Annotated in this window: 10 protein-coding genes; 4 read left to right on the top strand and 6 right to left on the bottom strand. The window is 71.4% G+C overall.

Annotated features, from left to right (window positions below; genetic code table 11):
• The first annotated feature begins 146 nt into the window (after window positions 1-146).
• On the top strand, window positions 147-1,061 hold the full coding sequence (locus ACOZ38_RS26270) for a carbohydrate kinase family protein (protein ID WP_424533830.1): 915 nt from the start codon (window positions 147-149) through the stop codon (window positions 1,059-1,061).
• Between the two features lie 6 nt (window positions 1,062-1,067).
• Here the strand turns inward: ACOZ38_RS26270 and ACOZ38_RS26265 are convergent, their stop codons facing one another.
• Window positions 1,068-1,841, bottom strand: coding sequence for a hypothetical protein (locus tag ACOZ38_RS26265; RefSeq protein ID WP_424533829.1), 774 nt, complete (start codon window positions 1,839-1,841; stop codon window positions 1,068-1,070).
• A gap of 182 nt (window positions 1,842-2,023) precedes the next feature.
• Window positions 2,024-2,680 carry a choice-of-anchor C family protein gene (locus tag ACOZ38_RS26260; RefSeq protein ID WP_424533828.1) on the bottom strand — a complete coding sequence of 219 codons (657 nt, stop codon included), beginning with the start codon at window positions 2,678-2,680 and terminating at the stop codon, window positions 2,024-2,026.
• Between the two features lie 406 nt (window positions 2,681-3,086).
• Between ACOZ38_RS26260 and ACOZ38_RS26255 the strand changes: the two genes are divergently transcribed.
• The 3 genes from ACOZ38_RS26255 to ACOZ38_RS26245 all read left to right on the top strand — a co-directional run bounded on the left by ACOZ38_RS26255 (window position 3,087) and on the right by ACOZ38_RS26245 (window position 8,824).
• The gene (locus tag ACOZ38_RS26255) at window positions 3,087-4,535 is read left to right on the top strand and encodes an MFS transporter (RefSeq protein ID WP_424533827.1); all 1,449 of its coding nucleotides are present in this window, start codon (window positions 3,087-3,089) and stop codon (window positions 4,533-4,535) included.
• A gap of 108 nt (window positions 4,536-4,643) precedes the next feature.
• Window positions 4,644-6,212, top strand: coding sequence for a beta-N-acetylhexosaminidase (locus tag ACOZ38_RS26250; protein ID WP_424533826.1), 1,569 nt, complete (start codon window positions 4,644-4,646; stop codon window positions 6,210-6,212).
• Window positions 6,212-8,824, top strand: coding sequence for a glycosyl hydrolase 2 galactose-binding domain-containing protein (locus ACOZ38_RS26245; protein WP_424533825.1), 2,613 nt, complete (start codon window positions 6,212-6,214; stop codon window positions 8,822-8,824). The genes ACOZ38_RS26250 and ACOZ38_RS26245 overlap by 1 nt, the downstream gene beginning before the upstream one ends.
• Window positions 8,825-8,969: 145 nt before the next feature.
• On the opposite strand, the gene eda is transcribed toward ACOZ38_RS26245, so the two are convergent.
• Genes eda through zwf form a run of 4 tightly spaced genes read right to left on the bottom strand, consistent with a single transcriptional unit; the run spans window position 8,970 to window position 14,039 of the window.
• Window positions 8,970-9,584, bottom strand: coding sequence for a bifunctional 4-hydroxy-2-oxoglutarate aldolase/2-dehydro-3-deoxy-phosphogluconate aldolase (eda, locus tag ACOZ38_RS26240; RefSeq protein WP_424533824.1), 615 nt, complete (start codon window positions 9,582-9,584; stop codon window positions 8,970-8,972).
• Window positions 9,581-10,642 carry a glucokinase gene (gene glk, locus ACOZ38_RS26235; protein ID WP_424533823.1) on the bottom strand — a complete coding sequence of 354 codons (1,062 nt, stop codon included), beginning with the start codon at window positions 10,640-10,642 and terminating at the stop codon, window positions 9,581-9,583. Before glk ends, eda begins: the two co-directional genes overlap by 4 nt.
• Window positions 10,639-12,561: a phosphogluconate dehydratase gene (gene edd, locus ACOZ38_RS26230; protein ID WP_424533822.1), complete on the bottom strand. Its 1,923-nt coding sequence runs from the start codon at window positions 12,559-12,561 to the stop codon at window positions 10,639-10,641. Before edd ends, glk begins: the two co-directional genes overlap by 4 nt.
• The gene (gene zwf / locus ACOZ38_RS26225; protein ID WP_424537089.1) at window positions 12,558-14,039 is read right to left on the bottom strand and encodes a glucose-6-phosphate dehydrogenase; all 1,482 of its coding nucleotides are present in this window, start codon (window positions 14,037-14,039) and stop codon (window positions 12,558-12,560) included. Before zwf ends, edd begins: the two co-directional genes overlap by 4 nt.
• Window positions 14,040-14,167 lie beyond the last annotated feature (128 nt).

The raw sequence follows: 14,167 nt of genomic DNA, 5'->3' as shown, positions 1-14,167 counted from the left end.
AGAAGCGTTGCCGGCCTTCGTGAAGAGCCGCTTTCGGCGAACCTCGCCGCAGATACCGCGGGTAGGGTCGTTTCGCAGCGGATGCGGCGTGACGGGTGGGTTGAATGGGTCTGTCGGGGATGACGCCTGAGGCTTCTGGAGGAACGATGAGTTCAGCCGACACGGTGCCGTACGACGTGGTCGTAGTGGGGGGCACGGGCGTCGACACGACGGTGTACGTGCCCGAGCTGCCGCTTCCGTACGCCGACACCTACGGCGTGCCCCCGGTGGTCGACCGCATCGGCAACACCGGCAGCGGGGTCGCGCTCGGCTGCCACGCCCTCGGCCTTCGCACCAGGCTGATCGACCTCATCGGCGACGACCCTCAGGGCGCGCTGATCCGGGCCCACCTCGCCGCGCGCGGGGTCGACTTCGCGTGGGAGGCCGTGCCCGAGGGCACCCGGCGCAGCGTGCTGCTGGTCGGTCCCGACGGGCGCAGGCTCTCGCTGTACGACGCGCGCGCCGCGGCCGGGCAGCGCCTGCCCCGCGACCTCTACCTTCCCGCGATCCGGCGGGCGCGGCACGTCCACGTGTCGATCACCGACTTCTCCCGCCACCTCTACCCCGAGCTGCTGGAGCTGGGGGTCCCGGTCTCGACCGACCTGCACGACTGGGACGGTGTGAACAGCTACCACGCGGACTTCGCGTACTCCTCCGACGTGGTCTTCCTGTCGGTGGCCAAGCTCCCCGACCCGGCTTCGGTGATGCGCGACATCCTGTCGCGAGGCCGCGCCTCCCTGGTCGTCTGCACGGCCGGCGCGTCCGGGGCGTACCTCCTCGGCGACGCGTCCGGCGAGGTGGAGCACTTCCCGGCCGCGCCGCTTCCCGGCCCGGTGGTCGACAGCAACGGCGCGGGCGACGCGTTCGTCTCGGGGTTCCTCTACGGCCGCCTGCGCGGCCTGCCGCCGGGGGAGTGCGTGCGGCTCGGTGCCGTCGCCGGGGCCCACGCCTGCACCGCCGAGGGCACCCACGAGAGCCCCATCGACGAGGAGACCCTGCTCAAGCGCCTGCCTCCGGCCTGAGCGCGGTCACTTCAGCAGGCCGACTCCACGGGCGATGACCAGCACGGACAGCAGGAGGGCCGACACCGACTCCGCCGCCATGAGCAGCTTGGCCCGTGCCGACAGGGGCATCGTGTCGGTGGGGCTGAACGCCGAGGAGTTCGTCACCGACAGGTAGAAGTAGTCGACGAACCCGGGGGTCCAGCCCGACTTCACCGAGGAGCGCGCGGCCACCTCCCTGACGGCGTCGTGGTCCTCGTCCTGGGGGAACCGGAAGTCGGCGAGGGGCAGATCGCGGCCCCGCGCCTGCGTGCGCTGGACGGGCCCGCCGCGGTCGAGTTCCCAGTACGCCATCGCGAAGATGATGATGTTGGTCAGCCACACCTGCCCGGCCGCGAGCAGCAGTTGCCTGCCGTTCTCGGTGCTCCCGGCGACGAGCTGCTCCACGAGCAGCACCAGCGCCACCGCGTTGGTGACCGCGATGAGGAGCACCAGCATGATGGACAGGCGTCGCAGCAGGCGGTTCTCCCGGCGCATTCGCCAGGGGTTCACCGCGACCAGCGGGACGAACAGCAGCAGCTCCAGCGCGGGCACGACGAACCTCGGCCCGAGGATGAGGTGGCTCGGCAGCGCCGCGTACAGCGTGATGGCGACCACCACCGCGCACGCCGCGGGCAGCCGGCGCTCGCCGGGATGCCCCTCGTGCTCGGCCCGCCGCCCCGGAGGCGGGGCGTGGTCGTCCTGCTCCGAACGCTGATCGTCAGCGCGCTGCCCCGTGCGCCGCTCGGCTCGCTGCGCCATCCGCGGGCCCTCTCCCTAGGTCGTCGCCCGGCCGCGCGTCGCGCGGCCCGCCCGTGACGTACGGGCCGGTCACAGCCCTTTGCCCTGGGAAGAGCGGTCTAGGCCCGTGAGCCGGAGGACGACCCCTGATCTACAACGTGAAGCTCCGGGAATCGAGATTCCCGGAAAGGCGCATTCCGCTGTCAGAGGTGGCAGATGACGACCAGGCAGCTTTTGAGGGTGACATCGTCGATGACGGGTCCCGAGGCGCCCGGGACGGTGCTGGCGAATCGTACGGTGGTGGACAGGCCGGACGCGACGAAAGACACCTTCTGCCGGGTGTACTCCATCTCGGGGAAAGTCTTGCCCGTGGTGTCGAACGAGAACTTTCCCACCACTTCATCGTTGACCTGAATTTCACCGGTCTTCACCGCCGGCCCCGTCGTGGGATTTCCCGCGAGCCGGTAGCCGAGCTCGTACTTGACCAGTGGGAGCGTGCTGAAGGTCTGGGAGATCGTGCCCGCGCCGTAGCCGTTCAGGTCGAGCGACTGGACGCCGTCGGCCGCCTGCCAGAACCCCTGGCCCACCAGGTCGACGGTGCCGCCGGTCACGCTCCACGCACCCATGGGCTGGCCGGCGGAGAAGGTCTGGAACGCGTTGGCCCTGACCACGGGGGTCTCGAAGCTGCCGTTGCTTCCCGCGGTCGCGTCGGCGGGCGCGGCCGTCACCGCGGCCAGCGCGGCCAGTGCGCTCAGCATCCCCGTTCCGGTGCGCGACCGCCGCCACCGGTTGCCGCGCCGTGCCCGGCGAGGGCCCTGCCCGGCCGTGCGACCTTTCGTCCGGATGCTCGGAACGGTCATCGTCGTCCTTTCCGTCGTCCGCCGCATTCACGCCGGAGCGTCATGCCGACCGGCTTCCGGACCGATCCGTGAATTCACCGGCCGGGCGGTGCCGAGAACAGGAAGATTAGCGTCCGGCCCCATGCGCGCCCCGGTGGCCCGTGTTTCGCGTAAGTCAATTGTTGGTATTCGGAAATGCCCTTCACCGCCCCGGTGGAGGCCGCCGTCCCCGGAACACCGGCGAGGCTCACAGTCGTGACGTTCCGCTCGTTGGTCCGCGCGTCGCATGGGAAGGGACGGTCGCCAAGTGGGACTCGCCGGCCTCCGTGCGGCGTCCGGGCAGACCTCGCGGGAGTCGAGCGCCAGGCATACGATGCGGGACGCGAGGGCGGGCGCCGCCGCGACCGGGTGGCTACTCTGAGTGACCATGGATGCGGTTGCCCGGAGTCTGGTGCCGGCGAGGCTCGACCGGTTGCCGTGGTCGCGGTTCCACACGCGGTTCGTGGCCGCGCTCGGGGTCGCGTGGGTGCTCGACGGGATGGAGATCACGATCGCCGGCGCGATCGGGTCGGTCCTGCAGGACAGCCGCACTCTCGGCCTGTCGCCGGTCGAGGTGGGGTTCACCGCGACCGTCTACCTCATCGGCGAGGTGGCCGGGGCGCTGGTGTTCGGGCGGCTGTCCGACCGGTTCGGCAGGCGCAGGCTGTTCGTCCTGACGCTCGGGCTCTACCTGGTCGCCAACGGGATCACCGCGTTCTCGCCGAACCTCGCCTTCCTGCTGGTGTTCCGCTTCTTCGCCGGGGCGGGCATCGGCGGGGAGTACTCCGCGATCCACTCGGCGATCGACGAGCTGATCCCCTCGCACTACCGGGGGAGGGTCGACCTCGCGGTGAGCGGCACGTACTGGCTGGGTGCGATGATCGGCACGGCGAGCACGTACGTACTGCTCAACCCAGCCGTCCTTCCGGTCAACGTGGGGTGGCGGCTCGGACTGCTGATCGGGCCGCTGCTCGGAGCGGCCATCTGGGTGCTCCGCCGCCACCTTCCCGAGAGTCCCCGGTGGCTGCTCATGCACGGCAGGCAGGAGGAGGCCGAGCGGACCACCGCGGTTGTCGAGGCCGCGGTCGAGCGGGGCGGACGGCCGCTGCCGCCGGTGGACGAGAGCAAGGCCATGGAGTTCCGCCCGCACGGCGCCCCGTCGTACCGCGAGATCGCCCGGGTGCTCCTGATGGAGTACCCGAGGCGCACGTTCCTCGGCGCGACCCTGATGATCAGCCAGTCGTTCCTCTACAACGCCATCTTCTTCACCTACGTGCTGGTGTTGAGCAATTTCTACGGCATCACCCCGCACGACGCGTCGAAGTACCTCTTCGCGTTCGCGGCCGGCAACCTCGCCGGGCCTCTCGTCCTCGGGCGCCTGTTCGACACGCTCGGGCGCAGGGTGATGATCTCCAGCACGTACATCGTGTCAGGAGTGCTGCTCGCCGTGACCGGGTGGCTGTTCAAGGAGGGGCTGCTCACGGCGGCCACGCAGACGCTGCTGTGGTCGGTGATCTTCTTCATCGCCTCGGCTGCGGCCAGCTCCGGCTACCTCACCGTCAGCGAGCTGTTCCCGCTGGAGATCAGGGCGCTGGCGATCGCGATGTTCTTCGCGGTGGCCCAGACGTTCGGCGCGCTCGGCCCGACGATCTTCGGCGCGCTCATCGGCGACCGCACCCACCCCGACCCGGCCAGGCTCTTCTACGGCTACCTGTTCGCCGCCGCCATGATGGTGTTCGCCGGGCTGGTCGCGCTCGTGCTGGCGGTGGACGCCGAGCGCAGGTCGCTGGAGGACCTCACGCCGCCCCTGTCGGCTCAGAGAAGACTCACACGGTGATTATTAAAAAGGTTATTTACTAACAGATCGGAGTCTGCTTATCGTGGGGTCACAGCTGGCCGGGGGGCAGCCGTGACCACGCAGCATCGGACCCCTGCGGAGGCGTTCTTGAACGTCCGTCGGCTCCTCGCGCTACTGCCGGTTTCCCTCCTCCTCCTCATCGTCCCGACCGCCCCACCGTCGACGGCGGCGACCGTCGTCGCGTTCGGCTCGGTCGTCCCCGCCCCGGTCACCTCGACCGCCGCCGCCGGGGTGACCTACGGCATCACCGCCTCCACCGCCGTCTACGCCGACCCGGGCGCCGAGGGCGTCGGCGAGCGGCTCGCCGCGCCGCTCCGCCGGTCGACCGGGTACCCGCTACCGGTCTCACCCGCCCCGGGCGCCGGAGGCATCTCCCTGCTGCTGTCGGGCGCTCCCGCCACGGTGGGGGCCGAGGGCTACCAGCTCGACGTGACCGCCACCTCGATCGTCATCCGCGCCAACCGGCCCGCCGGGCTCTGGAACGGGGTGCAGACGCTGCACCAGCTCCTGCCCGTCGCGGCCGACAGCGCCACGGTGCAGCCGGGCCCGTGGCCGGTGCCCGGCGGCCACATCGTGGACTACCCCAGGTTCGGCTACCGGGGCGCCATGCTCGACGTGGCCAGGCACTTCTTCACGGTGGCCGCGGTCGAGCGCTACATCGACCAGCTCGCCCTCTACAAGGTCAACTACCTGCACCTGCACCTGTCCGACGACCAGGGCTGGCGCATCGCGATCGACTCCTGGCCGAACCTCGCGACCTACGGCGGCAGCACCGCCGTCGGCGGCGGCCCCGGCGGCTACTACACCAAGGCGGACTACCAGCAGATCGTCTCCTACGCGGCCGCCCGCTTCGTCACGGTCGTCCCGGAGATCGACATGCCGAGCCACACCAACGCCGCCCTGGCCTCGTACGCCAGCCTGAACTGCGACGGCGTGGCACCGCCGCTCTACACCGGCACCGACGTGGGGTTCAGCTCGCTGTGCACCGCCAAGGAGCTCACCTACACCTTCATCGACCAGGTCGTCGGGGAGCTCGCCGCGCTGACGCCCGGCCCGTACCTGCACATCGGCGGGGACGAGGCCGCCTCCACCGCGCCCGCGGACTACGCGGCCTTCGTCAACAGGGTCCAGCGGATCGTCGCGGCGCACGGCAAGACCGTCGCCGGCTGGCACGACGTGACCAAGGCCACCCCGCTGCCCTCGACGGTCGCACAGTACTGGGGCACCACGACGAACGACGCCATGGTGAAGACGGCCGCGCAGAACGGCACCAAGCTCATCATGTCCCCGGCCAACCGCGCCTACCTCGACATGAAGTACAACTCCCGCACCACCCTCGGCCAGAACTGGGCCGGGTACATCGACGTCAAGACCGCCTACGGCTGGGATCCCGGCGCCTACCTGACCGGCGTCGCCGCCTCCTCGGTGCTCGGCGTGGAGGCCCCGCTGTGGACCGAGACCCTCACCACCAGCGCCGACATCGACTACATGGCCTTCCCCCGGCTCCCCGCGATCGCGGAACTCGGCTGGTCGCCCTTCAGCACGCACAACTGGACGGCCTTCAAGCAGCGGCTCGGCGCCCAGGGTCCGCGCTGGAAGGTCATGGGCGTCAACTACTACCACTCCACGCAGATCTCCTGGCCGGGCGGTTCCTGATGCGTCGACTCCTCGCGATCGTTGTCTCGACCCTCACACTGGTCCTCGCCATCGGCGTCGTCGACGCCCGCGCGGCCACCGTCGCCTCCACCGAGCTCACCTCGGGCTGGGCGCTGCGGTCGGCCACCGGGCTGGCCGACACCGGCGCGGCCATCTCCCGGACCGGCTACTCCACCTCGGGCTGGAACCCGGTGTCGCTGCCCTCGACGGTGCTGGCCGGGCTGGTGGCGAACAACGTCTACCAGAACATCTTCTTCGGCCAGAACCTCAAGAACGTCCCCGACCTGACCGGGCAGGACTGGTGGTTCAGGGGGGAGTTCACCGCCTCGGCCACCTCGCCCGGCCAGGTCTACTGGCTGCGATTCAAGGGGATCAGCTACCGCGCCCAGATCTGGCTGAACGGCGTCCAGCTCGACGCGAACGCCGTGGGCACCATGGTCGCCCATGAGTACGACGTGACCGGCGTGATCCATCCGGGCGCGGCGAACGCCCTGGCCATCCGGGTGACGCCGCCCGCCCACGACTGCAAGGACCTGTCCTTCTGCACCGTCGACTGGAACCCCGAGGCCCCCGACATGAACGCCGGCCTGTGGGGCAAGACGCTGCTGGACACCACCGGCCCGGTCGCGCTGCGCGACCCCTACGTCAAGACCGTCCTGCCGTTGCCGGCCACCGACGCCGCCGACCTGACCGTCTACGTCGACGCCGTGAACGCCACCACGGCCCCGGTGACCACGACCGTCAGCGCCACCATCAGCAAGACGGGCCAGCCGAGCATCCCGCTCAGCCAGACCATCACCCTCAACGCGAGGGAGCGGCGCGAGGTGGCCTTCGCGCCGGTCCACGTCACCAACCCCGTCCTGTGGTGGCCCTACCAGTTCGGCTCGCCCGAGCTCTACCAGCTCGGCGTGACGGCGACGGCGGCCGGGGCGACCTCCGACACCAAGGCGATCGACTTCGGCATCCGCCAGTTCACCGACTACCGCACCACCGTCAACGGCACCTCGTTCGCCGGCTACAAGGTCAACGGCCAGAACATCCTGTTCCGCGGCGGCGGCTACATGTGGGACATGCTGCAGCGCTGGGACTCAAGGACCAACGCCGCCCACGTCAAGTACGTCAAGGACATGGGTCTCAACACCATCCGCCTGGAGGGCACCCTCGGCAACGAGGAGCTCTACGACCTGGCCGACAAGGCCGGCGTCATGGTGATGCCCGGATTCGTCTGCTGCAGCGCCTGGGAGAACGACAGCGGCTGGTCGGCGGAGCAGGCCCAGGTCGCCGTCGCGTCCCTCGACACCCAGATGCGCGCCTCCCGCGCGCACGCGAGCACCTTCCTGTGGACCTACGGCAGCGACCAGCCGCCGACCGCCGCCCACCTGACCGCGTACAAGAACGCCGCCGCCGCCCTGCACTGGCAGAACCCCACCCTGGACAACGTCGCCACCTGGTCCAACGCGAACGCCGGGATGAAGATGGACGGCCCGTACGTGTGGGAGCCGCCCGTGCTGTGGTGGGACACCACCAAGGCGGGCAGCGCCTTCGGCACCACGGGCGAGGAGGGCACCGAGTCCCCGCCGCCGCTGGAGAGCCTCCAGCGCTTCCTGGCCCCGGCCGACCAGTGGCCGATCGGCGCCGCCTGGAACTACCACGCGGGCAAGGCGGGCAGCGTCTTCGACAACACCACCCCGTTCACGACCGGGCTCAACAGCCGGTACGGCACGGCCACCGGGGCCGCCGACTACTCGCGCAAGGCCGAGCTGCAGAACTACGAGAACACCCGGGCGTTCTTCGAGGCGTGGAACGCCCATGAGTACACCCAGTCGTTCGGCACCGTCTTCTGGATGCTCAACAGCGCCTGGCCCTCGGTCCACTGGAACCTGTACGACTACTACTTCAAGCCCGGCGGCGGCTACTTCGGCAGCAAGAAGGCCAACGAGCCGGTGCACATCGCCTACGACTACGCCACCAGGAAGGTGTTCGTGGTCAACTCCACCCTCGCGGCCCGCGGTGGCCTGACCGCGACGGCGACCCTGTACAACATCCCGGACCTGGCCCAGAAGTACACGACCTCCGTGCCCTTCACCGCCACGGCCAACTCCGCGACCCAGGTGCTGACCATCCCCGCCGTCACCGGCCTGTCGACGAGCTACTTCATCCGGCTGCGGGTGAAGGACGCGGGAGGGGCGACGGTGAGCGACAACCTGTACTGGTACTCCACGACGGCCGACACCCTCGGCAACAAGAGCAACTGGTACCGGACGACGCCCAAGAACTATGCCAACCTCACCGGCCTGAACAGCCTGCCCGCCAATCCCGATCTCAACGCCGCCGTGTCGAGGACCTCGTCCGGCGGCCAGGAGAGCGTCGCGATCACCCTCACCAACACCAGCGCGACCAACCTCGCGTTCTTCGTCCGTCCCGAGATCACCGCGGGCAACGGCGGGAACGAGGTCACGCCCGTCACCTACACCGGCAACTACCTGTCCCTGTGGCCGGGCGAGTCCACCACCGTCACCGCCGTCTACCAGACGGCCGACCTCGGCGGGCAGGCCCCCTACCTGCGCCTGCGCGGCTACAACACGCCCACGACATCCATACCCGTCCCCTGATCCGGGGGTGGGCTCGCGGGCGCCGGGTGCGGCGCCCGCGAGCCTGGTCCCATGAACGTCCCGCCGGGTCGCGGCGGCTTCCATGGCCGGTCGCCCGCGGCCCGAGGGAGGGGTGGACGCGGGCGAGGGCTGACGCGGGCCCTGGTCAGCTCCGCAGGGCGGCGGCCTCCGCGGCGAGCTTCTCGATCCGGGGGTAGTCGCCGGAGGCGAGCGCGTCGGCCGGGGTCAGCCAGGTGCCGCCGACGCAGCCGACGTTCGGCAGCGCCAGGTACTCAGGAGCCGTCTCCAGCCGGATGCCGCCCGTCGGGCAGAACCGCACCTCGGGGATCGGCCCGGCGAGCGCCTTGAGGTAGGCGACGCCGCCCGCCGGTCCGGCGGGGAAGAACTTCAGTTCGGTCAGCCCGCGCTCGGCGAGCGCCAGCACCTCCGAGGCGGTGGCCGCGCCCGGCAGGAACGGCACGCCGCTGTCCAGCATCGAGTCCAGGAGGACGGGCGTGCTGCCCGGGCTGACCAGGAACCGCGCGCCCGCGCCGGTGGACGCCACGACGTCGGCCGGGGTCCTGACCGTGCCCGCGCCGATCACGGCGTCCGGGACCTCGGCTGCGATCCGGGCGATGGCGTCCAGGGCGCACGGCGTGCGGAGCGTCACCTCGATGACGGGAAGGCCGCCCGCCACGAGCGCCCGGGCGAGCGGGACCGCCGTCTCCACCTCGTCGATCACGACGACCGGGATGACAGGGGCGAGATCGAGGATGGTCACGGGGCCGCGCTCCTTGTTGCAGGGGTAACCGACGGGTCGGCTTCGGGGAATGGGTGCGGGGGTCGCGAGGAGGGGACGCCGGCCTCGCGCCCGGCCACACGCTGGGCGAGCCAGGCCGCGGCGCCGGTCAGCGCCGGCTGCTCGGCGACGATCACCGTGGTCGCGATCTCGCTCAGGTAGTCGGACAGCACGAGGTTGGCCTCGAAGCGCCGCCGGAAGTCGCTCTCCCGCATGCGCCTGACGATCCTCGGCACGATCCCACCCCCGAGATACACCCCGCCGCGCGCGCCCAACGTCAGGGCGACATTAGCGGCAAAGCTCCCCAGAAGCCCACAGAACACTTCAACCGTACGCGCGCACAGTGAATCGTCCACCCGCGCGACGATCTCCGGGGCGGCGAGCGGGGCCACGGGGGTGCCCTCCACCAGCGCGAGCCCGTGGCGCAGCCGTACGAGCCCCGGGCCGGACAGCAGATGCTCGGCGTCCACGAACGACATGCCGTCGGCACGCAGCGCCCGTACCACCTCGATCTCCAGGGCGGTCACGGCGGGCACCGAGACGTGGCCGCCCTCGCCAGGCACGGGCACCCAGCCCTCCCGCACGGGGACCAGCGCGGCGACGCCCAGCCCGGTGCCGGGGCCGAGCACCGTCTTCACCATGTCAGGGGCCGGGAGCGGGCCGCCGAGCGAGGCCAGGTCGCCGGCCCCCAGCTGCGGCAGGGCCAGCGCCAGCGCCTCGAAGTCGTTGAGCAGTTCGACGTGCGGGATCCCCAGCTCGCCGACCGAGCCGGACCAGCCGGTGTTGGTAAGCCGGTAGCGGTCGGCGTTCACCGGGCCGGCGATGGCGAGGCACGCGGCGGCCGCCCGCACCCCGCCGGCGTGGTCCGCGAGATAGGAGTGCACCGCGTCCGCCAGCCCGTCGAACTCCGCCCCGGCCAGCACGGCGACCGTCCCCGGACGCCCGCCGGGCGCGGTGACCAGCCCGAATCGCGCGTTGGTCCCGCCGACGTCGGCGACCAGCCAGGGACTCTCCGGGGACGGCGGGGGGATCGGGCTCACGCGCGCCCCTCCGCGCCGTTGACGGCGAGAGCGCCCGTACGCTCCTCGGCGCCGTCGAGGGCGAAGCCTCCCGTACGGCCCTCCGCGCCGTTGACGGCGAAGATGCCGGCGCCGCGCTCCGCCGGGCCGGCCGCGCGGCGGAAGGCGGCGAACAGCTCGCGCCCGGTGCCCACCCACTCGTCGTCGCGCAGCGGCCTGCCCTCGGGCGTGCGGGCGGCCAGCTCGGCCTCGGGGACCAGGAGGTCCAGCGTGCCGCTCGTGGAGTCGAGCCGGATCGGGTCGCCGTTCCTGACCAGCGAGATCGGGCCGCCGTCCGCCGCCTCGGGGGACAGGTGGATGGCAGCGGGCACCTTGCCCGACGCCCCGGACATGCGGCCGTCGGTGACGAGCGCGACCCGCTGCCCCCGGTCCAGCAGCACGGCGAGCGGCGGGGTCAGCTTGTGCAGCTCGGGCATGCCGTTGGCGCTCGGGCCCTGGTAGCGGATCACCGCGACGAAGTCCTGGGCGTCCAGCTCGCCCGCCGCGAACGCCGCGAGCAGCTCGGCCTGGTCGTCGAAGACCTTGGCGGGCGCCTCGATCACCTGGTGCTCGGGCTTAACGGCCGACACCTTGCTGACCGCGCGGCCGAGGTTCCCGCTGAGCATGTGGATGCCGCCGTCGGCGGAGAACGGCTCGGCGACCGGGCGCAGCACGTCGAGGTCGGCGCTCACCGTCGCCCGCTCCTCCCAGACGATCTGGTCGTCCTTCAGCTCCGGCCCGCCGCGGTAGAGGCCGAGGCCGCGCCCGGCGACCGTCAGCACGTCCTCGTGGAGGAGCCCGGCGTCGAGCAGGTCGCCCATCATCACCTGCATGCCGCCCGCCGCCTGGAAGTGGTTCACGTCCGCCTGGCCGTTCGGGTACATGCGGGTCAGCAGCGGGACGGCCGCCGACAGCGCGGCCAGGTCGTCCCAGAGCAGCTCGATGCCTGCGGCGGCCGCGATGGCGACCAGGTGCATGGTGTGGTTGGTGGAGCCGCCGGTGGCCAGCAGCGCCACGGCCGCGTTGACCAGGGCCTTCTCGTCCACGACCTCGGCGACCGGGGTGTACTCCTCTCCGTGCGCGGTGATCTCGACCACGCGCCTGGCCGCGGCGCGGGTGAGGCCCTCGCGCAGCTCGGTGCCGGGGTTGACGAACGTCGCGCCCGGCAGGTGCAGGCCCATGACCTCCATGAGCACCTGGTTGGAGTTCGCGGTGCCGTAGAAGGTGCAGGTGCCGGGGGAGTGGTAGGACTTGGCCTCCGCGTCCAGCATCGCGCCCCGGCCGATCTTGCCCTCGGCGAAGAGCTGGCGGGTGCGCGCCTTCACCTTGTTGGGCAGCCCCGAGGGCATGGGCCCGGCCGGCACGAAGATCGCGGGCAGGTGGCCGAAGTGCAGCGCGCCGATCAGCAGCCCCGGCACGATCTTGTCGCACACGCCGAGCAGCAGCGAGCCGTCGAACATGTCGTGCGACAGCGCGATCGCCGTGGCCATCGCGATGACCTCGCGGCTGTAGAGCGACAGCTCCATGCCCGCGCGGCCCTGGGTGATGCCGTCGCACATCGCCGGGACGCCGCCCGCGAACTGCGCGACGCCGCCCGCCTCGCGCACGGCGTCCTTCAGGATCGCCGGGTAGGTCTCGTACGGCTGGTGCGCCGACAGCATGTCGTTGTACGACGACACGATCGCGACGCCGGGTCTCTCGTTGCCGCGCAGGGCCAGCTTGTCGCCGGGGGAGCAGGCGGCGAAGCCGTGGGCGAGGTTGGCGCAGCCGAGGCTCGCCCGGGCGGGCCCGCGCTCCCTGGCCTCACGGGCGGCGGCGCCGACGCGCTCGAGGTACGCGGTCCGGCTGCGCAGGCTGCGCTCGGTGAGGCGCTCGGTGACCTCCTGTACGGTGCGGTTCACGGCAGGTCCTCCTCGTGCCAGGCGCGGCCGCTGCGGCCGAGCAGTTCGTGGGCTGCGGCCGGGCCGCTCGTACCGGCAGGGTAGGTCTCGGGGAGCGCCGCCGACGACTCCCAGGTAGCGATGATCGGGTCGATCCAGCTCCAGGCCGCCTCGACCTCGTCACGCCGCATGAACAGAGTCGGGTTGCCCGACAGCACGTCCATGAGAAGGCGCTCGTACGCCTCGGGCACGCGGGTGCGGAAGGTGTCGGCGAAGCTCAGGCTGAGCGGCACGGGCCGGGGGACGACCTCGCCCGCGCCCGGCTCCTTGGCCATGATGTGCAGGTGGATGCCCTCGCTCGGCTGGAGCCGCAGCACCAGCCGGTTGGGCCCGCCTCCGGGGAAGATCGAGTGCGGCACGTCCTTGAACTGGACGACGATCTCCGAGCGGCGGTACGGCATCCGCTTGCCGGTGCGCAGGTAGAAGGGCACGCCCGCCCAGCGCCAGTTCTTCACCTCGGCGCGGATCGCGGTGAACGTCTCCACGCGGCGCGAGGCGTCGGTGGGCGCGGTCTGGTCGGGCTCGTCGAGGTACCCCGGGACGGCCTGCCCGCGCGACCGACCGGCGACGTACTGCCCGCGCACGGTGAACCGGTCGGCCTCGGTGCCGGCGATCGGCCGCAGCGACTGCAGGACCTTGACCTTCTCGTCGCGGATGGACTCGCGGTCGTTGCGTGACGGCGGCTCCATCGCGACCAGGCACAGCAACTGGAGCAGGTGGTTCTGCACCATGTCGCGCAGCGCGCCCGCGTGGTCGTAGTACCCCCGCCGCCCCGGCGTGCCGACGGACTCCGCCGCGGTGATCTGGACGTGGTCGATCCACAGGGAGTTCCAGATCGGCTCGAGGAACGCGTTGGCGAAGCGCAGCACGAGCAGGTTCTGGACGGTCTCCTTGCCCAGGTAGTGGTCGATGCGGAAGATCTGGTGCTCTTCGAAGATGGCGCCGACCTCGTCGTTGATGCGCCGCGCGCCCGCCAGGTCGCGGCCGAGCGGCTTCTCCAGCACCACCCGGGAGCGCGGGGTCACCAGGCCCGCCTCGTGCACGCCCCTGCAGAACGGGCCGAACGTCATCGGCGGGCTGGCCAGGTAGAAGATCCGCGCGGTGTTCTCCCGGCCGGCGAGCAGGTGGGTCAGCGCGCGCCAGCCGGCGTGGTCGGGGCCGCCCACGTCGACGGACACGTGGTGCAGCCGCCGGAGGAACCGGTCCCATCCCTCGGCTTCGTCGGCGTGCAGGCCGGGCCGTACCTCGGCCTCGACCTTGCCGCGGAAGTCGGCGTCGGTCAGCCCGCCGCGCGACATGGCGATGATGCGGGTCTCCGGCGCGAGCCGTCCGTCGCGGTCGCTGTGATACAGCGCGGGGAGCAGCTTCCGCATCGAGAGGTCGCCGGTGCCGCCGAACACGATCAGGTCGGCCACGTGCGCCGTGGGGCGGCCGGACACCTCGGGGATCGCGTCCGGGGTGGAGGGCAGGGGCGGGGCGGAAGGCGCGGACACGGTCGAGGGCACGGTCGACGGCTCGGACGAGGTCGTGGGCGCGGGCTCAGGCACGGGGGAAAGCTCCGTAGATC

The organism is Sphaerisporangium viridialbum, assembly GCF_049674955.1.
In the GTDB taxonomy this organism is placed as follows: Bacteria; Actinomycetota; Actinomycetes; order Streptosporangiales; family Streptosporangiaceae; genus Sphaerisporangium; species Sphaerisporangium viridialbum.
This window is presented reverse-complemented; position numbering and strand designations above follow the sequence as displayed.

Coding starts and splice junctions, on each gene's coding strand:
- ACOZ38_RS26260 (WP_424533828.1), bottom strand. CDS start 2,680: ATGACCGTTCCGAGCATCCGGACGAAAGGTCGCACGGCCGGGCAGGGC.
- ACOZ38_RS26255 (WP_424533827.1), top strand. CDS start 3,087: ATGGATGCGGTTGCCCGGAGTCTGGTGCCGGCGAGGCTCGACCGGTTG.
- ACOZ38_RS26245 (WP_424533825.1), top strand. CDS start 6,212: ATGCGTCGACTCCTCGCGATCGTTGTCTCGACCCTCACACTGGTCCTC.
- ACOZ38_RS26265 (WP_424533829.1), bottom strand. CDS start 1,841: ATGGCGCAGCGAGCCGAGCGGCGCACGGGGCAGCGCGCTGACGATCAG.
- ACOZ38_RS26270 (WP_424533830.1), top strand. CDS start 147: ATGAGTTCAGCCGACACGGTGCCGTACGACGTGGTCGTAGTGGGGGGC.